This window comes from Stappia stellulata DSM 5886, from assembly GCF_000423705.1.
GTDB classification, from domain to species: domain Bacteria; phylum Pseudomonadota; class Alphaproteobacteria; order Rhizobiales; family Stappiaceae; genus Stappia; species Stappia stellulata.
The window spans coordinates 475,567-490,007 of the sequence record NZ_AUIM01000004.1; the positions used below are offsets into that span (position 1 = coordinate 475,567).

Genomic DNA, 14,441 nt, shown 5'->3' on the forward strand with positions numbered 1-14,441 from the left:
TTCAAAGCGAACTGAGATGGAGGACATCATTCCACGTCGCGAACACCATCAGGAAGAGCACGATCGCAATCCCGATACGAAAACCATATTCCTGCGTTCGTTCGCTGAGCGGCTTCCCGCGCAACGCCTCGGCGGCATAGAAAAGCAGGTGCCCGCCGTCGAGCATCGGGATCGGCATCAGGTTCAGCAAACCGATGCTGACGGACAGGATCGCGGTGAGGTTCAGCAGCGCCGCGAACCCGAGGGTTGCCACCTGCCCCGAGATCTGGGCCACACGGATCGGACCGCCGAGCTGGTCGACGGATTCGCGCCCCGTCACGATCCCGGCAATGTATCCGGCGGTCCGGGACACCACGAACCAGGTCTCCTTGCCGCCTTCGACCACCGCTTCGATCGGACCGAAGCTGCGCAGGATGACGTCTTCCTGACTGGCGCTGCGACTGACGCCAAGCTGGCCGACCCGCTGGACATTGCCGAACCGGTCGCGGATTTCCCGCCTGTTGGGGGTGACGACGAGGTCGAGGGTCCGGGTGCCGCGCTCCACGGTCACGTTGAGCGGGACATCCGCGCTAACGCTGACCACCCTTTGGAGATCGGCAAAGGTCTCGACCGGGGCTCCGTCAATCGCGAGGATCAGGTCGCCCTGCTCAAGGCCAGCCTCGGCGGCAGCGCTATTTTCCTGAACCTGGTCGACACGCGGCGAAATTTCCGGGCGACCCATGGTGGAAAACAGGACCGCGAAAATCACGATGGACAGCAGGAAATTGGCAAAGGGACCGGCGGCCACGATCGCGGCCCGACGTGCGACGCTCTTGGTCTGAAAGGCGTCCGCGCGTTCCGCGTCGCTCATCTTCGCAAGTGCCTCGGTATCGGGAACGCTTGCCTCGTTTTCGTCGCCCGCGAACTTCACGTATCCGCCGAGCGGAATTGCCGACAGTTTCCAGCGGGTCCCGTGTTTGTCGTTCCGCCCGAAAAGTTCCGGTCCAAAGCCGACGGAAAAGGCAACGACCCGCACGCCGCACCAGCGCGCAACGAGAAAGTGTCCCAGCTCGTGAAAGAAGACCACAATCGTCAATACGAAGAGGAAGGGCAGGATATATCCGGCGACAGACCCGAACAGCGATCCGATCAATTCCATTTTGTCTCCTTTGGCGGGTTTCGCCCGCCCCGCACCGCCGGCACGAGGCCATCGTGGAAATTCGACCAGGCCCGGACTGTCTTTAACCGGGCGTCATTGTCGAGCATCTAGTGCGCGACACGCGCGAGTTCATCGAGCGAGTACCGCCGGGCCGCCGCATCCACGACCATGACGTCCTCGACGGAGCGCGCCTCGCCGAGCTCACCGGAGGCCGACATGCGCTCGAGTACGCGTTCGATGGTCTCCGCAATACCGAGAAACCCGAGCTTGCGGTCGAGAAACGCCCGCACCATCACTTCATCCGCCGCATTGAGCGCAGCCGACGCGGCAGCCCCATCGGCCATCGCCGCGCGCGCAAGCCGCAATGCCGGGAAGCGCACAGGATCCGGCACCTCGAAGGTGAGCGTCGCCAATGCGGCAAGATCAAGGCGCTGCGCGGGCGTGGACATCCGGCGCGGCCATGCCAGGCAATGGGAAATCGGGGTTCTCATGTCCGGCGCTCCGAGCTGCGCAAGAACGGATCCGTCGGAATATTGTACCATTCCGTGAACAACCGATTGAGGGTGAACCAGAACCTCCAGCTGATCCTGCCGCAGAGGAAAAAGATGATGCGCCTCGATGATCTCGAAACCCTTGTTCATCATCGTCGCGCTGTCGATCGAAATCCGCGCGCCCATGCTCCAGTTCGGATGCTTCAACGCGGCCTCGGGTGACACCGCACGCATTTGCGCAAGCGTGTGTGTTCTGAAGGGCCCGCCAGACGCAGTGAGCGTGAGGCATTCGATCTGCTCGACGTTGCCCTGCTCGAACACCTGGAACACCGCATTGTGTTCGGAATCGACGGGCAGAATCGTCGCCCCCGAAGCGCGCGCGGCCGACATGAAGAGATCGCCGGCGCAGACAAGGCATTCCTTGTTGGCGAGAGCGATTGCCGTGCCCTGCCGCACAGCGGCAAGCGTCGGAGCCAGACCAGCCGCCCCCACGATGGCGGCAACCAGCATGTCCACCGGTCGCACTGCGGCCTCCTCGACCGCCGCGGGCCCCGCCGCGCAGGTGATCCCGGTCCCGGAAAGCGCATCTTTCAGGCTGCCGTAGGCGCTTTCATCCGCCACGACGGCATGCTCGGCGCGGACCCGGATCGCCGCTGCGGCCAACGCTTTTGCATTCGTGTTCGCCGTGAGCGCACAAATGTCGAACCGGCCTGGATTGCGGGCGACGAGATCCAGTGTGCTGGTGCCGATGGATCCGCTGGCGCCGAGCACGCTCAGGCGAAGCGGTGCGTCGGCGTTGCCTCCGCCAGGGGACTGCCGGCTTCCATTTCCAACCACGCGTCAGTATCCCCGCATTGAAATGATCTGGCCAACCGGATCGACCATCGACCCGGTCAGGAGAGCGGCGACTGCGTATCCAAGAACGCCCGCCCCGACCAGCCCGTCGAGCCGGTCCATGACACCGCCGTGCCCGGGGATGATGTGCCCGGAATCCTTCACGCCGAAATGGCGCTTCAACGCGGATTCAAACAGGTCTCCGATCTGGGAAAACACCGAAAGCCCTGCAGCAAAGAGGAGCCAGACCCCCATGCCCGCCCGGCCGGTCACCTGATGGCCAAGCCAGCCGATTGCCACGGCTGCGACAAACCCGCCAATGGCGCCGCTCCATGTCTTTTTCGGCGAGACCCGGACCCAAAGCTTCGGCCCGCCGAAGCGGCGGCCGACGAAATAGGCGACGATATCGGTCGCCCAGACGACGCCGAACAGAAAGACGATGACCGCAAGGCCGGCGGTTCCCTCGCGCAGCACGACCAGCACCGCGCCGGAGCTTCCGGCGTAGGCTACGCCGCCGGCAAGCCACAGGATGTGCCTTTGACCCATCGCAACGGCTGACAAGGCAAGAGCGGCAGTGGCGACCAGAAGAAGCGCAAATCCGGCCGCAACCTCACCTGCGCTCGCGGCGATCACGGCCACCGTCACCGTTCCATAGGCCAGCGCGCAGGCAATACGTGCGTTCTGCGCCTTGACGATAAGGGACCACTCGCGCAGCAAAATGAGCGCACAGGCGCCCGCGCCCAGAGCAAACCAGACTCCGCCGACATAGGTCACCGCAAGCGCGGCCGGCACAAGAAGAAGCGCGGATATCACGCGCAGCCGGAGTTCAGTGCGCCTGATGTCGGACGTCGGAACGGGCAGCGGTCCCTCGCTCATCTCGCGACTTTCGCGGACAAGCCGCCAAAGCGACGGTCCCGCGCGGCATAGGCTGCAAACGCCTGTTCAAGCGCGCATTCATCGAAGTCCGGCCAGTGGACGTCCGGGAAGTAGAACTCCGCATAAGCCGCCTGCCAGAGCAGAAAATTCGACAAGCGCTGCTCGCCGCTGGTGCGGATGATCAGGTCCGGGTCGGGGAGCGTGGCAGTGTCGAGATATTGCGCAATGCGCGCCTCGGTCACATCTTCCGCCTTGAGCCGACCTGCCTCAACCTCCCCGGCAATGCGCCGGATCGCCCTGGCGATCTCGTTGCGGCCACCATAGTTGAAGGCGACCACGAGCGTCATACCGGTGTTGTCGCACGTCAGGGCCTCGCCTTCCTCGATGAGACCGAGAATTCGTTTATCGAGCCCCTCACGTTCCCCGATCATCGTGACCCGAACGTTCTGACGGTGGATTTCCGCCAGGTCACGCCGCACGAAACGCTCGAGAAGCCCCATCAGGAACCCCACTTCCGCAGCGGGACGGTTCCAGTTTTCCGACGAGAAGCTGAAAAGCGTGAGAAATTGCACGCCCCGGTCGGAGCAATGGCGAACGGTGCGGCGAAGGGAGGTAACGCCGGCGCGATGGCCTTCCGTACGCGGCAGGCCGCGCTTGACGGCCCATCGCCCGTTGCCATCCATGATCACGGCGACATGTCGCGGAACGTCGACACGCTCCGCCGCGCTGACCTGCTCGGATACGTTCAGGCCTGCCGTCACCGTCATCCCCTGCTCCCTTTCGTTGTGATCGAATCGCAATCTGCAATCAGATCTGGGAGATTTCCTGTTCTTTCTTGGCAAGCATTGCGTCGATATCGGCGATCATTCCATCGGTCATCTTTTGCACGCGATCGGCAGATACCCGGCTGTCGTCCTCGCTGATGCTGCCGTCCTTCTCCAGCTTCTTGAGCGTTTCCATGCCGTCACGACGGACATGACGCACCGCCACCTTCGACTGCTCCGCGTATTTGTGCGCGACTTTGATCAGATCCTTGCGCCGCTCTTCGTTCAGTTCCGGAATCGGCAGACGCAGGTTCGTGCCGTCCACAACCGGATTGAGACCCAGATTCGATTCGCGGATCGCCCGCTCGACGGCGCCCACCATCGATTTGTCCCAGACCTGAACCGAGATCATCCGCGGCTCGGGAACGCTGACCGTGGCGACCTGGTTGATCGGCATGGGAGAACCGTAGGCTTCGACAGAAATCGCATCCAGCATGCTGGAGGATGCCCGACCGGTACGCAGACCCGCAAGATCTGTCTTCAGGACGCCAATCGCCCCGGTCATCCGACGCTCGAGATCGCCAAAATCGACATCCTGATCGGCCATAGTGTCCTCTCTCATCATTTCACGCGACCGGACCAAGGCCGATCGACCAAACACATTGCGTCTTATTTCCATGACGCGCGGCGGAAACGCAAGCGCTTCCGCACGTCGGCCCCGCCCGAGACCGCAAAACAACGCTGGAAACGGCAAGGCAATCCGCAGAGCTCCGGCTGTCGAAAGCCGTTTGCGGCAGTCAGTCGGAAATGACGGTATAAAGCCCCGCGCCGTTCATCACGTCGACAAGCGCGCCGGGGGTGCGGATGGAAAAGACGATCACGGGAATCGCATTGTCACGCGCAAGCGCAATGGCGGTTGCATCCATCACCTTCAGGTCTCGGTTCAGCACCTCGCCGGGCGTCAGCGTGTCGTAGCGCTCGGCGTCAGGCACCTTTTTCGGGTCGTCGGAATAAACGCCATCGACACTCGTGCCCTTCAGGAAGGCATCGCAACGCATTTCGGCCGCACGCAATGCAGCACCGCTGTCGGTGGTGAAAAACGGATTGCCCGTGCCGCCGGCAAAGACGATCACGTCGCCGTCTTCCATGTAGCGCTCGGCGCTGCGCTGGGTGAAGGTCTCGCAGATCGAGGGAACGGGAACAGCGGACAGGACACGGGCGGGAACGCCAAGACGGCGAAGCGCATCGGCAAGCGTCAGCGAATTCATGACCGTCGCCAGCATGCCCATGTGGTCGCCGGTCACCCGGTTTCCGCCCTTTGCCGCAACGGCGACGCCGCGGAAGATGTTGCCGCCGCCAACCACGACCCCGACCTGGGCCCCGAGGCTCACCGCCTCGGCGATTTCCTTGGCCACGCGCCCGACAGTTTCCGGGTCGATCCCGAACTCCTGCGATCCCATCAGGGCCTCGCCCGACAGTTTCACAAGTACCCGCCGCCAGCGAAGTTGTCTCGTCATCTTTTTGTCTCGCCGTTTGGGTTGGCCGGTTTTGTTGTCATGTGGCCCGGCAAGGTGACGTGCCCCTGCACAGTGGAGCGACGGTGCCGGACAGAAGAAAGGCGCCGGAATGACCGGCGCCTTTGTCGGGGCTTAACTGCCTGCCGCCGCGGCGACTTCCGCCGCGAAATCCGTTTCTTCCTTTTCGATCCCCTCGCCGAGGGCAAATCGGACGAAACCGGTCAGTGTGACAGGGCTGCCGAGATCCTTTGCAAAGGCCTCGATGGCCTGCTCGATCGTCTTGTCCGGATCGATGACAAACGCCTGCTTCTCAAGCGTCACTTCCTCGTAGAACTTGCGCAGGCGACCTTCGACCATCTTTTCGATGATGTTTTCCGGCTTGCCGGATTCGCGTGCCTGTTCGGAGAAGATCTGACGCTCGCGCTCGACAACGTCGGCATCCAGCGATGCGACATTGAGCGACAGCGGGTTCGTCGCAGCGACATGCATCGCGATCTTGCGACCGAATGCATTGACCTGCTCGGCATCGCCGGTCGATTCCAGGGCGACGAGAACGCCGATCTTGCCCATGCCGTCGGCAATCGCGCCATGGACATAGGTTGCCACGGCGCCGTTATCGACCGAAAGCGCGGCAGCGCGACGCAGCGACATGTTCTCGCCGATCGTTGCGATCGCTTCCTTGATCTCGTCGCCAACCGTCTTGTCCCGACCCGGGAACGGAGCGTCGGCAAGCGCCGCCACATCGCCATCGACGGAAAGCGCCGCCTGCGACGTGCCGGCGATCAGTGCCTGGAACGCCTCGTTGCGAGCCACGAAGTCGGTTTCGGAGTTGAGTTCGATCACAGCGGCACGGGTGCCGTCCGATGCAACGCCGACAAGCCCCTCGGCCGCGACGCGACCGGCCTTCTTTGCGGCCTTCGCCAGCCCCTTGGTGCGCAGCCAGTCGACAGCTGCGTCCATGTCGCCGTTGTTTTCCGCAAGGGCTGCCTTGCAGTCCATCATGCCCACGCCGGTCTTTTCGCGGAGCTCTTTCACCATCGCTGCGGTAATGCTCATAGATCGCCTCGTTGACGGGTGTTTACCCCGGCATTCCTAGCCGAGGCCTCACATAGGATTGATGACAGAAACGCACAAACGCTTCGCCGGCAGGCACTGCGGCCTGCCGGGCAACGCTCGGGTTTCGTCAGCCGACCTTCGCCGGGGTTTCTTCGGCAGCGGCCGTTTCGGCCGGAGCCGCTTCGGCCGGAGCCTCGGCCGCAGCTTCCGCTTCAAGCGCCGGCTCGACCGGGGCTTCTTCGGCTGCGCCGACGTCCATGCCCATGCCGCCCTGGGCACGGGAAATGCCGTCGATCGCAGCGCGGGCGATCAGATCGCAATAGAGGCTGATGGCACGGCCGGCGTCATCGTTGCCCGGAACCGGGTAGTCGATGCCGACCGGATCGCAGTTGCTGTCGACGATGGCCGCGACCGGAATGCCAAGACGCTTGGCTTCCTGAATGGCAATCGCCTCGCGGTTGGTGTCGATCACGAACAGGAGGTCAGGCAGACCGCCCATGTCCTTGATGCCGCCAAGGTTGCGCTCGAGCTTCTCGCGCTCGCGGTCCATGAAGAGCCGCTCTTTCTTGGTCAGGCCGCTCGGGTTGCTGAGCGTCTCTTCCAGCTTGCGCAGACGCTGGATCGACTGGGAGATGGTCTTCCAGTTGGTCAGCATGCCGCCAAGCCAGCGGGCGTTGACATGATACTGCGCGGACCGGCGCGCGCCGTCCGCGACAGCTTCCTGGGCCTGACGCTTGGTGCCGACCAGCAGCACGCGACCGCCGGCGGCCACGGTGTCGGACACCGTCTTCAGCGCCTGATGCAGAAGCGGAACGGTCTGCGCGAGATCGAGAATGTGGATGTTGTTGCGGACACCGAAGATGTAATCGCCCATCTTCGGGTTCCAACGGTGCTTCTGGTGACCGAAGTGGACACCAGCTTCCAGCAGCTGACGCATAGAGAATTCGGGCAGGGCCATGGCCGTGCAACTCCTTGATTTTCCGGTTATACCTCCGCAGGGCGTGGCAGCGCTCGCGCGCTTACACCGGATGGACCCCGTTCAAGAACGAAAACCGACCCTGCGTGTGGAATGCGCGCGTTATAGTCGTCGTCGCCCGGCAATTCAAGCCCGCGCGGGCATCATCGCCAATTCCCTGTGCGCGAGATGCGCCAAACGGGACGATCCGGCGAACTGCGGCGGGCCCACACGCACCAAGACCTGCGCGACATACCCGGGATCCGCCCTCTCCTCCCGGCAAACGCCGGGCCGGTCTCAAGACAGCCGGTCCAGCCGGTCAGCCGCGATTCGCATGGTCTTCGCGGCTCATGCGAGCTGGACCTCGACGACACCGGGAATTGTCTTCATGGCCCCGGCGATCTGGGGCGACAGGCGGAAACGTCCGGGCAGTTTCACTTCGACCTCGCGCGCCCCGCCATCGACCAGCACGACGATGCTTACGTCCCCATCGCCACGCTCGCCGAGATGACGCTGCAGGCGCCGGGCCGCATCCGGATGGTTGAGATACACGGTCAGGCTTCGCTGGACCTGGGTCGCGGCCTCTTCCAGCGGCTTCACCGACTGGATACGCAGGCTCGGCTCATCGTCGCGCATGTCGGCACCGACGAGGAGAACCACGGATCTTCCAGGTTCAACCGCATCGCGGTACTGCTGCAGGGATTCGGAAAACAGCAGGGCCTCGTACTGGCCCGTGGGATCGGACAGGCGAACGATCCCCATCTTGTTTCCCGAACGTGTCTTGCGTTCCTGCCGACCAAGAACTGTGCCGGCAAGACGACCGGCCGTGGCGCCCTGTTTCACCGCTTGCGAGAAATCCGCCCACATCTGGACCCGCATCCGCTCCAAAAGCGGCATGTAGGAATCGAGCGGATGCGCCGACAGATAAAAGCCGATCGCCGACTGTTCGCGCTGCAGGCGCTCCTCCGGCATCCAGTCCGGCGCATCGGGAAGATGAACCGCCTCGCCGCCCTCGCTGCCGCCGAACATGTCGTTCTGCCCGCTCAGCGCTTCTTCGTCGGTGCGCTGCGCGACGCCCAGGATCCGGTCCATCCCGGCGACCAGACGTCCACGGTTGGACTCAAGCGCATCGAATGCGCCCGCATTGACGAGGCTTTCCAGCGTCCGCTTGTTCAACTGTCGCGCGCTGATGCGGGTTGCGAAATCCCCGATGCTGGCGAAAGGCTTGTCGCCGCGCACCTCGATGATGTGCTCCACCGCCTGCTCCCCGACGCCCTTGATCGCGCCCATGGCATAACGGATCTTCTCGCCCTCGACCGAGAAATGCACACCGGAATGGTTCACCGAAGGCGGCAGGACGTCCACCTTCATGCGACGCGCCTCGACGCAGAAGTCACTCAGCTTGTCCGTGTTTCCAAGGTCCAGCGTCATCGACGCCGCCATGAACTCGACCGGGTGATTGGCCTTGAGCCAGGCCGTTTGATAGGAGACCAGCGCATAGGCTGCGGCATGCGACTTGTTGAAGCCGTAGTTGGCGAATTTCGCCACGAGATCGAAGATCGAGCCCGCCTGCCCCTTGTCGATGCCGCGTTCCACGGCACCGTCGACGAACCGTGCGCGCTGAACCTCCATCTCCGCGGCGATCTTCTTGCCCATCGCTCGACGCAAAAGATCGGCTTCGCCGAGCGAATAGCCCGACAGGATCTGGGCGATCTGCATCACCTGTTCCTGATAGACGATGATGCCATTGGTCTCGATCAGGATCGGTTCCAGCAGGGGGTGCAGGCAATCCGGCTCCTGCTCGCCATGCTTGACAGCATTGTAGACCGGGATGTTGTCCATGGGACCGGGGCGGTACAACGCCACCAGAGCGATGATGTCCTCGAACCGGTCGGGCTTCATGCCCGCGATCGCGCGGCGCATGCCCTGACTTTCCAGCTGGAACACGCCGACAGTCTCACCGGCCGCGAGCAGCCTGTAGGTCGCGGCATCGTCCATCGGCAAAGCGGCGATATCGACCGTGATGTCCTTATCGGCGATCAGCTTCACAGCCGTATCGATCACCGTGAGGGTTTTCAGGCCGAGAAAGTCGAACTTGACCAGCCCCGCCTGCTCGACCCACTTCATGTTGAACTGGGCAACCGGCATGTCGGAACGCGGATCGCGGTAGAGCGGAACGAGCTGCTCCAGCGGCCGGTCGCCGATCACCACGCCGGCGGCATGCGTCGAGGCGTGCCGGTAGAGGCCTTCGAGCTTCTGAGACATCGCCAACAAACGCGCGACGATCTCCTCGTCGCGCTGCGCCTCCTGCAAGCGCGGCTCGTCACGGATCGCCTGCTCCAGCGTCACCTGCTGGCCGGGCGTGGCCGGCACCATCTTGGACAACCGGTCGACCTGCCCGTAAGGCATCTGCAGGACGCGGCCGACATCGCGCAACACGGCGCGCGCCTGCAGCGTCCCGAAGGTGATAATCTGCGCCACCTGCGCACGTCCGTATTTTTCCTGGACGTAGCGGATGACCTCCTCGCGGCGGTTCTGACAAAAATCGATATCGAAATCCGGCATCGACACACGTTCCGGATTGAGAAACCGCTCGAAGAGAAGCGCATAACGCATTGGATCCAGGTCGGTAACGGTCAACGACCACGCGACCAGAGAACCGGCGCCGGAACCGCGGCCCGGTCCAACCGGAATGTCATGCGCCTTCGCCCACTTGATGAAGTCGGCAACGATCAGGAAGTAACCTGGAAACTGCATCCGCTCGATGATGCCAAGCTCGTAATCGAGACGGGACCAGTACTCGTCTTCCGAGACGTCCGGAGCCAGACCATGGGCCGCAAGCCGCGCGGATAGGCCCTCCTTCGCCTGGCGGCGCAATTCGTCAACCTCGGCCCGAAAGGCGGCCTCCGGATCGTCGGAGGCGCCGGCAAACTGCGGCAGGATCGGCGCGTGTTTCAACGGGCGGGCATGGCAGCGCCGCGCGATCTCCACCGTGTTGGCGGCGGCCTCGGGCAGGTCGGCGAAAAGCGCCAGCATTTCCGCGCGTGTCTTGAAGCAATGCTCCGGCGTCAGCCTGCGCCGGTCGTCCTCAACGAGCATCCGGCCTTCTGAAATGCAGATCAGCGCATCATGCGCCTCGTAATCGTCGCGATGGGCGAAAAAGGGCTCGTTGGTGGCCACGAGCGGAAGCTCAAGCGCATAGGCGAGCTGGACCATCGCCTCCTCGGTCGCGATCTCCTCGGGCATGTCATGCCGCTGGATCTCGACATAGAGCCGGTCCGCAAAGCCCGCCTTCAGCGTCTCCAGCCGCGCCCGCGCCGTTTCCGCATCGCCCGCCACCAGCGCCTGCCCGACGGGCCCGGCCACCCCGCCGGTCAACAGGATGACACCTTCGGCATGCGCCACAAGCCGTGCAGCCGTGACATGCGCCTGGACCGAAGGATCGGTGTCCAGATAGGCCCGGCTGACGATGTCCATCAGGTTGGCGTAGCCCGCTTCGTCCGCTGCAATCAGCACGACATCGCTCAGATGAACTGTGTCCCGGCCCCGCTTGATCCCGCCATCCTGAAAATCGACCGGTATCTGCACGCCGATGATCGGCTGCACACCGGCGCCCCAGGCCTTTTCGGAAAACTCCAGTGCGCCGAAAAGATTGGCCGTATCGGTGATCGCGATTGCCGGCTGATCGTCGGCGCGGGCCAGATCGATAAGCCGACCGATCGGCAAGGCGCCCTCAAGCAGCGAAAACGCCGAATGAACCCTCAGATGCACGAAACCGACGTCGGACATGAAACCTCTTCGACCCTCGAGGCAAGCCGAGCGCCGGCCCGCGATCCGTCAACCTGACAGGACCTCGAGTGTCGATGGTGCGTCAGTCGATGTCGAGAGGCCGCCCGGTGCCTTCCCCAGAAACCGCCCGCTGCTCCACAGCAACCGCCAAAGGGGGGCACTGGCGCCTCATATCCGGGCGAGTTCCACCAGCACATCGCTCCAGATCAGCATCGTCGCTCCCATCAAAACCAGGGATCCAAGTGCCGCCAGGTCCTGAAGTGTCTCTCGAAAATCGTCGAGCATGGTGCCCTCCCGCGTCTCTAACCCTCGATGGAATCATAATGTTCATGTTTTGTTCCTTTTGCAACCCCCCACCTCCTTCGCCGGCCGCGCCAGCGGAAACATGGTAAAGCGAATGTGAATTCTTGAAGAGATCCGGCCCCGCGACTGCCATCCGCTTCGCGGAAGTCCGGAAGGTCCGTCATTGCGCCCTTGACGTTTGCGCCCGCAATCCCGATCTTGACCGGATCAAGAGGACGACCTCCCCACCATGGGCAAATTCACCGGGACGACCCGGTCATGGGGAGCGCCATGTCCTGGATCCTTCTGATAGTCGCCGGTCTGCTCGAGGTCGTCTGGGCCTTCGCGATGAAGCTGTCCGCCGGGTTCACACGCCCCGGCCCGACCCTTCTCATGCTCGCCGCGATGGCCGGATCCTTCACGCTGCTCGCGATTGCCATGCGCAGCTTGCCGCTCGGGACCGCCTACATGATCTGGACGGGCATCGGCGCGGTGGGGGCGTTCGTCGTCGGGATCGGATTTCTCGGCGAGGAGCTGTCGCTGCAAAGACTGTTTGCCGCGGGGCTGATCGTTGCCGGAATGGTGGCCATGAAGCTGTCGTGAACCGCGCAGCCGACGTCGGTACGGCGCGCGCATCGCATCGTGCTCCCCGCATCGCAGTCGCCGGTCTGATCGCGGTTCAGAGTTCCACGACCTGCCGGACTTAGAGTTCCACGACCTGCCGGTCGCGCAGCGTGATTCTGCGGTCCATCCGCGAGGCGAGTTCCATGTTGTGCGTGGCAATGAGGGCCGCAAGGCCGGATGCGCGCACCAGCGCGACAAGCGCGTCGAACACATAGGCGGAGGTGACCGGATCCAGGTTTCCGGTCGGTTCGTCCGCCAGAAGAATGCGGGGCGCATTCGCAACCGCGCGGGCGATCGCCACCCGCTGCTGCTCGCCGCCGGACAATTCCGAAGGGCGGTGATCGGCGCGCGGCCCGAGCCGCATGTAGTCGAGCAACTGGCTTGCGCGCGCGCGCGCCTCGCCCTTGTCGAGACCACGGATCAGCTGCGGCATCATCAGGTTTTCAAGCGCGGTGAATTCCGGCAGAAGGTGATGAAACTGGTAGACGAAACCGAGGCTGAGCCGGCGCATGCGGGTGCGCTCGGCATCGGCCAGCCCCTCGCAGGCAACGCCGCCGATCAGAACCTCGCCGCTGTCCGGGCGCTCCAGAAGTCCGGCAATATGCAGCAACGTGGACTTGCCCGCCCCCGAGGGGGCGACAAGCGCCACGAGTTCACCGGGGTTCAACGAAAGATCGGCATCGCGCAGGATTTCCAGCTGGCCCTCGCCCTCGCGAAAGCTCCTGCAGACCCCGGACAACACAAGCGGCAACGCCGCCGCCTGGTCTTCCTGCCTATACCCTTGTTCCGTCGTCATTCGTACCGCAATGCCTCAACCGGATCCAGCCGCGCCGCGCGCCATGCCGGATAGAGTGTCGCAAGCAGAGACAGCACCATGGCCATCACCACGACGGAAAACGTCTCCCCCGGATCCATTTCCGCCGGCAATCGGCTCAGGAAATAAAGTTCCGGCGAGAAAAGCTCGGTGCGCGTCATCCAGGAAATCGCCTGGCGAATGCTTTCGATGTTGAGACACACCACGAAGCCGAGCAGAAAGCCGGCGATCGTGCCGACAATCCCGATGCTCGCGCCGGTAATGACGAACACACGCAGGATCGCGCCGCGCGTTGCGCCCATGGTACGCAGGATCGCGATGTCACGCCCCTTGTCCTTCACCAGCATCGTCATGCCGGAAATGATGTTGAGCGCGGCAACGATCACGATCAGCGTCAGGATCAGGAACATCACATTGCGTTCCACCTCCAGCGCGGAGAAGAACGTCATGTTGCGCGTCCGCCAATCGCTCACGAATGCCGGCCGCCCCGCGCCCTCCTCGATCCTGGGCCGCATCTCCCCGACAAGATCCGGGTCCTCCGTGAAGACCTCGATGCCCGTCGCGATACCTTCCTGATTGAAATAGAGCTGCGCTTCCGACAAAGGCATGAAGGCGATGGTGCCATCGTATTCGGACATGCCGATCTCGAAGATCGCAATGATGGGATAGCCTTTCACACGCGGCGTCACGCCAAGCGCCGTGACATTGCCGCGCGGGCTCACCACGGTGATGCGGTCGCCGACAGTAACGCCGAGTTGCTGGGCCATGCGGGTGCCGATGGCAAGGCCCTGCCCCTCGTCGAAGCCATCGAGCGTCCCGGCCGTCACCGTATCGGCAACAAGCGGCAACTTGCGTAGATCGACCCCGCGCACACCGCGCACCAGTGCCCCGAACGCACCGGAAGGACCCGAAACAAGCGCCTGCCCTTCCACGAAAGGAAGCGTGAAGGTCACGTTTTCGAGGTTCTCGATACGCGCTGCGACAGCATCGTAGTCGTCGAGTTCACTGCCGATCGGCTGAACCAGGAGATGCCCGTTGATGCCAAGGATCTTGGAGAGCAGTTCGCCACGAAAGCCGTTCATTACCGCCATGACGATAATCAGCGTCGCAACGCCAAGCATGATGCCGAGAAACGAAAAGCCGGCGATCACGGAAATGAAGGTCTCCCGACGTCGCGACCGCAGATAGCGGCCGGCGAGCATCCACTCGAACCCGGCAAACATGCGGGTTTCGCCAACGTCCTTCGTCGCGGCCGCGCCGTCTGTCATTCCTGCCTCTCGCGCCCCGGCGCCCGATTCTTC

The 14,441-nt window shown here is 63.4% G+C and carries 12 protein-coding genes; 1 reads left to right on the forward strand and 11 read right to left on the reverse strand.

The window, feature by feature from the left end; translation table 11 throughout:
- Position 1: 1 nt before the first annotated feature.
- The 9 genes from rseP to dnaE form a co-directional block, all read right to left on the reverse strand.
- Positions 2 to 1,138 carry an RIP metalloprotease RseP gene (rseP, locus tag G572_RS0102375; protein WP_029057124.1) on the reverse strand — a complete coding sequence of 379 codons (1,137 nt, stop codon included), beginning with the start codon at positions 1,136 to 1,138 and terminating at the stop codon, positions 2 to 4.
- A gap of 107 nt (positions 1,139 to 1,245) precedes the next feature.
- Positions 1,246 to 2,466, reverse strand: coding sequence for a 1-deoxy-D-xylulose-5-phosphate reductoisomerase (gene dxr, locus G572_RS0102380; protein ID WP_245566137.1), 1,221 nt, complete (start codon positions 2,464 to 2,466; stop codon positions 1,246 to 1,248).
- Between the two features lie 3 nt (positions 2,467 to 2,469).
- Positions 2,470 to 3,339 carry a phosphatidate cytidylyltransferase gene (locus tag G572_RS0102385; protein WP_051241478.1) on the reverse strand — a complete coding sequence of 290 codons (870 nt, stop codon included), beginning with the start codon at positions 3,337 to 3,339 and terminating at the stop codon, positions 2,470 to 2,472.
- Entirely contained in the window at positions 3,336 to 4,106 is a 771-nt protein-coding gene (locus G572_RS0102390; protein ID WP_051241479.1) for an isoprenyl transferase, read from the reverse strand. Before G572_RS0102390 ends, G572_RS0102385 begins: the two co-directional genes overlap by 4 nt.
- A gap of 40 nt (positions 4,107 to 4,146) precedes the next feature.
- Positions 4,147 to 4,710 (reverse strand): ribosome recycling factor, encoded by a 564-nt coding sequence (frr, locus tag G572_RS0102395; RefSeq protein ID WP_029057128.1) that lies wholly within the window; start codon positions 4,708 to 4,710, stop codon positions 4,147 to 4,149.
- A gap of 190 nt (positions 4,711 to 4,900) precedes the next feature.
- Positions 4,901 to 5,620 (reverse strand): UMP kinase, encoded by a 720-nt coding sequence (gene pyrH / locus G572_RS0102400; RefSeq protein WP_029057129.1) that lies wholly within the window; start codon positions 5,618 to 5,620, stop codon positions 4,901 to 4,903.
- A gap of 132 nt (positions 5,621 to 5,752) precedes the next feature.
- On the reverse strand, positions 5,753 to 6,676 hold the full coding sequence (tsf, locus tag G572_RS0102405) for a translation elongation factor Ts (protein ID WP_029057130.1): 924 nt from the start codon (positions 6,674 to 6,676) through the stop codon (positions 5,753 to 5,755).
- A 127-nt stretch (positions 6,677 to 6,803) separates the two neighbouring features.
- Entirely contained in the window at positions 6,804 to 7,634 is an 831-nt protein-coding gene (gene rpsB / locus G572_RS0102410) for a 30S ribosomal protein S2 (RefSeq protein WP_029057131.1), read from the reverse strand.
- Positions 7,635 to 7,979: 345 nt separating this feature from the next.
- The gene (gene dnaE, locus G572_RS0102415; protein ID WP_029057132.1) at positions 7,980 to 11,420 is read right to left on the reverse strand and encodes a DNA polymerase III subunit alpha; all 3,441 of its coding nucleotides are present in this window, start codon (positions 11,418 to 11,420) and stop codon (positions 7,980 to 7,982) included.
- A gap of 573 nt (positions 11,421 to 11,993) precedes the next feature.
- Between dnaE and G572_RS0102425 the strand changes: the two genes are divergently transcribed.
- Positions 11,994 to 12,305 (forward strand): DMT family transporter, encoded by a 312-nt coding sequence (locus tag G572_RS0102425; protein WP_029057133.1) that lies wholly within the window; start codon positions 11,994 to 11,996, stop codon positions 12,303 to 12,305.
- Positions 12,306 to 12,405: 100 nt separating this feature from the next.
- Here G572_RS0102425 and G572_RS0102430 read toward each other — a convergent pair whose 3' ends face one another.
- Positions 12,406 to 13,122, reverse strand: a complete 717-nt coding sequence (locus G572_RS0102430; protein WP_051241481.1) for an ABC transporter ATP-binding protein — start codon at positions 13,120 to 13,122, stop codon at positions 12,406 to 12,408.
- Positions 13,119 to 14,408, reverse strand: coding sequence for a lipoprotein-releasing ABC transporter permease subunit (locus tag G572_RS0102435; RefSeq protein WP_029057135.1), 1,290 nt, complete (start codon positions 14,406 to 14,408; stop codon positions 13,119 to 13,121). Before G572_RS0102435 ends, G572_RS0102430 begins: the two co-directional genes overlap by 4 nt.
- Positions 14,409 to 14,441: the final 33 nt, after the last annotated feature.

Bases quoted from the DNA above. Each gene is read 5' to 3' on its own strand.
- rseP (WP_029057124.1), bottom strand. From the start codon at position 1,138: ATGGAATTGATCGGATCGCTGTTCGGGTCTGTCGCCGGATATATCCTG.
- G572_RS0102385 (WP_051241478.1), bottom strand. From the start codon at position 3,339: ATGAGCGAGGGACCGCTGCCCGTTCCGACGTCCGACATCAGGCGCACT.
- G572_RS0102390 (WP_051241479.1), bottom strand. From the start codon at position 4,106: ATGACGGTGACGGCAGGCCTGAACGTATCCGAGCAGGTCAGCGCGGCG.
- frr (WP_029057128.1), bottom strand. From the start codon at position 4,710: ATGGCCGATCAGGATGTCGATTTTGGCGATCTCGAGCGTCGGATGACC.
- pyrH (WP_029057129.1), bottom strand. From the start codon at position 5,620: ATGACGAGACAACTTCGCTGGCGGCGGGTACTTGTGAAACTGTCGGGC.
- tsf (WP_029057130.1), bottom strand. From the start codon at position 6,676: ATGAGCATTACCGCAGCGATGGTGAAAGAGCTCCGCGAAAAGACCGGC.
- rpsB (WP_029057131.1), bottom strand. From the start codon at position 7,634: ATGGCCCTGCCCGAATTCTCTATGCGTCAGCTGCTGGAAGCTGGTGTC.
- dnaE (WP_029057132.1), bottom strand. From the start codon at position 11,420: ATGTCCGACGTCGGTTTCGTGCATCTGAGGGTTCATTCGGCGTTTTCG.
- G572_RS0102425 (WP_029057133.1), top strand. From the start codon at position 11,994: ATGTCCTGGATCCTTCTGATAGTCGCCGGTCTGCTCGAGGTCGTCTGG.
- G572_RS0102430 (WP_051241481.1), bottom strand. From the start codon at position 13,122: ATGACGACGGAACAAGGGTATAGGCAGGAAGACCAGGCGGCGGCGTTG.
- G572_RS0102435 (WP_029057135.1), bottom strand. From the start codon at position 14,408: ATGACAGACGGCGCGGCCGCGACGAAGGACGTTGGCGAAACCCGCATG.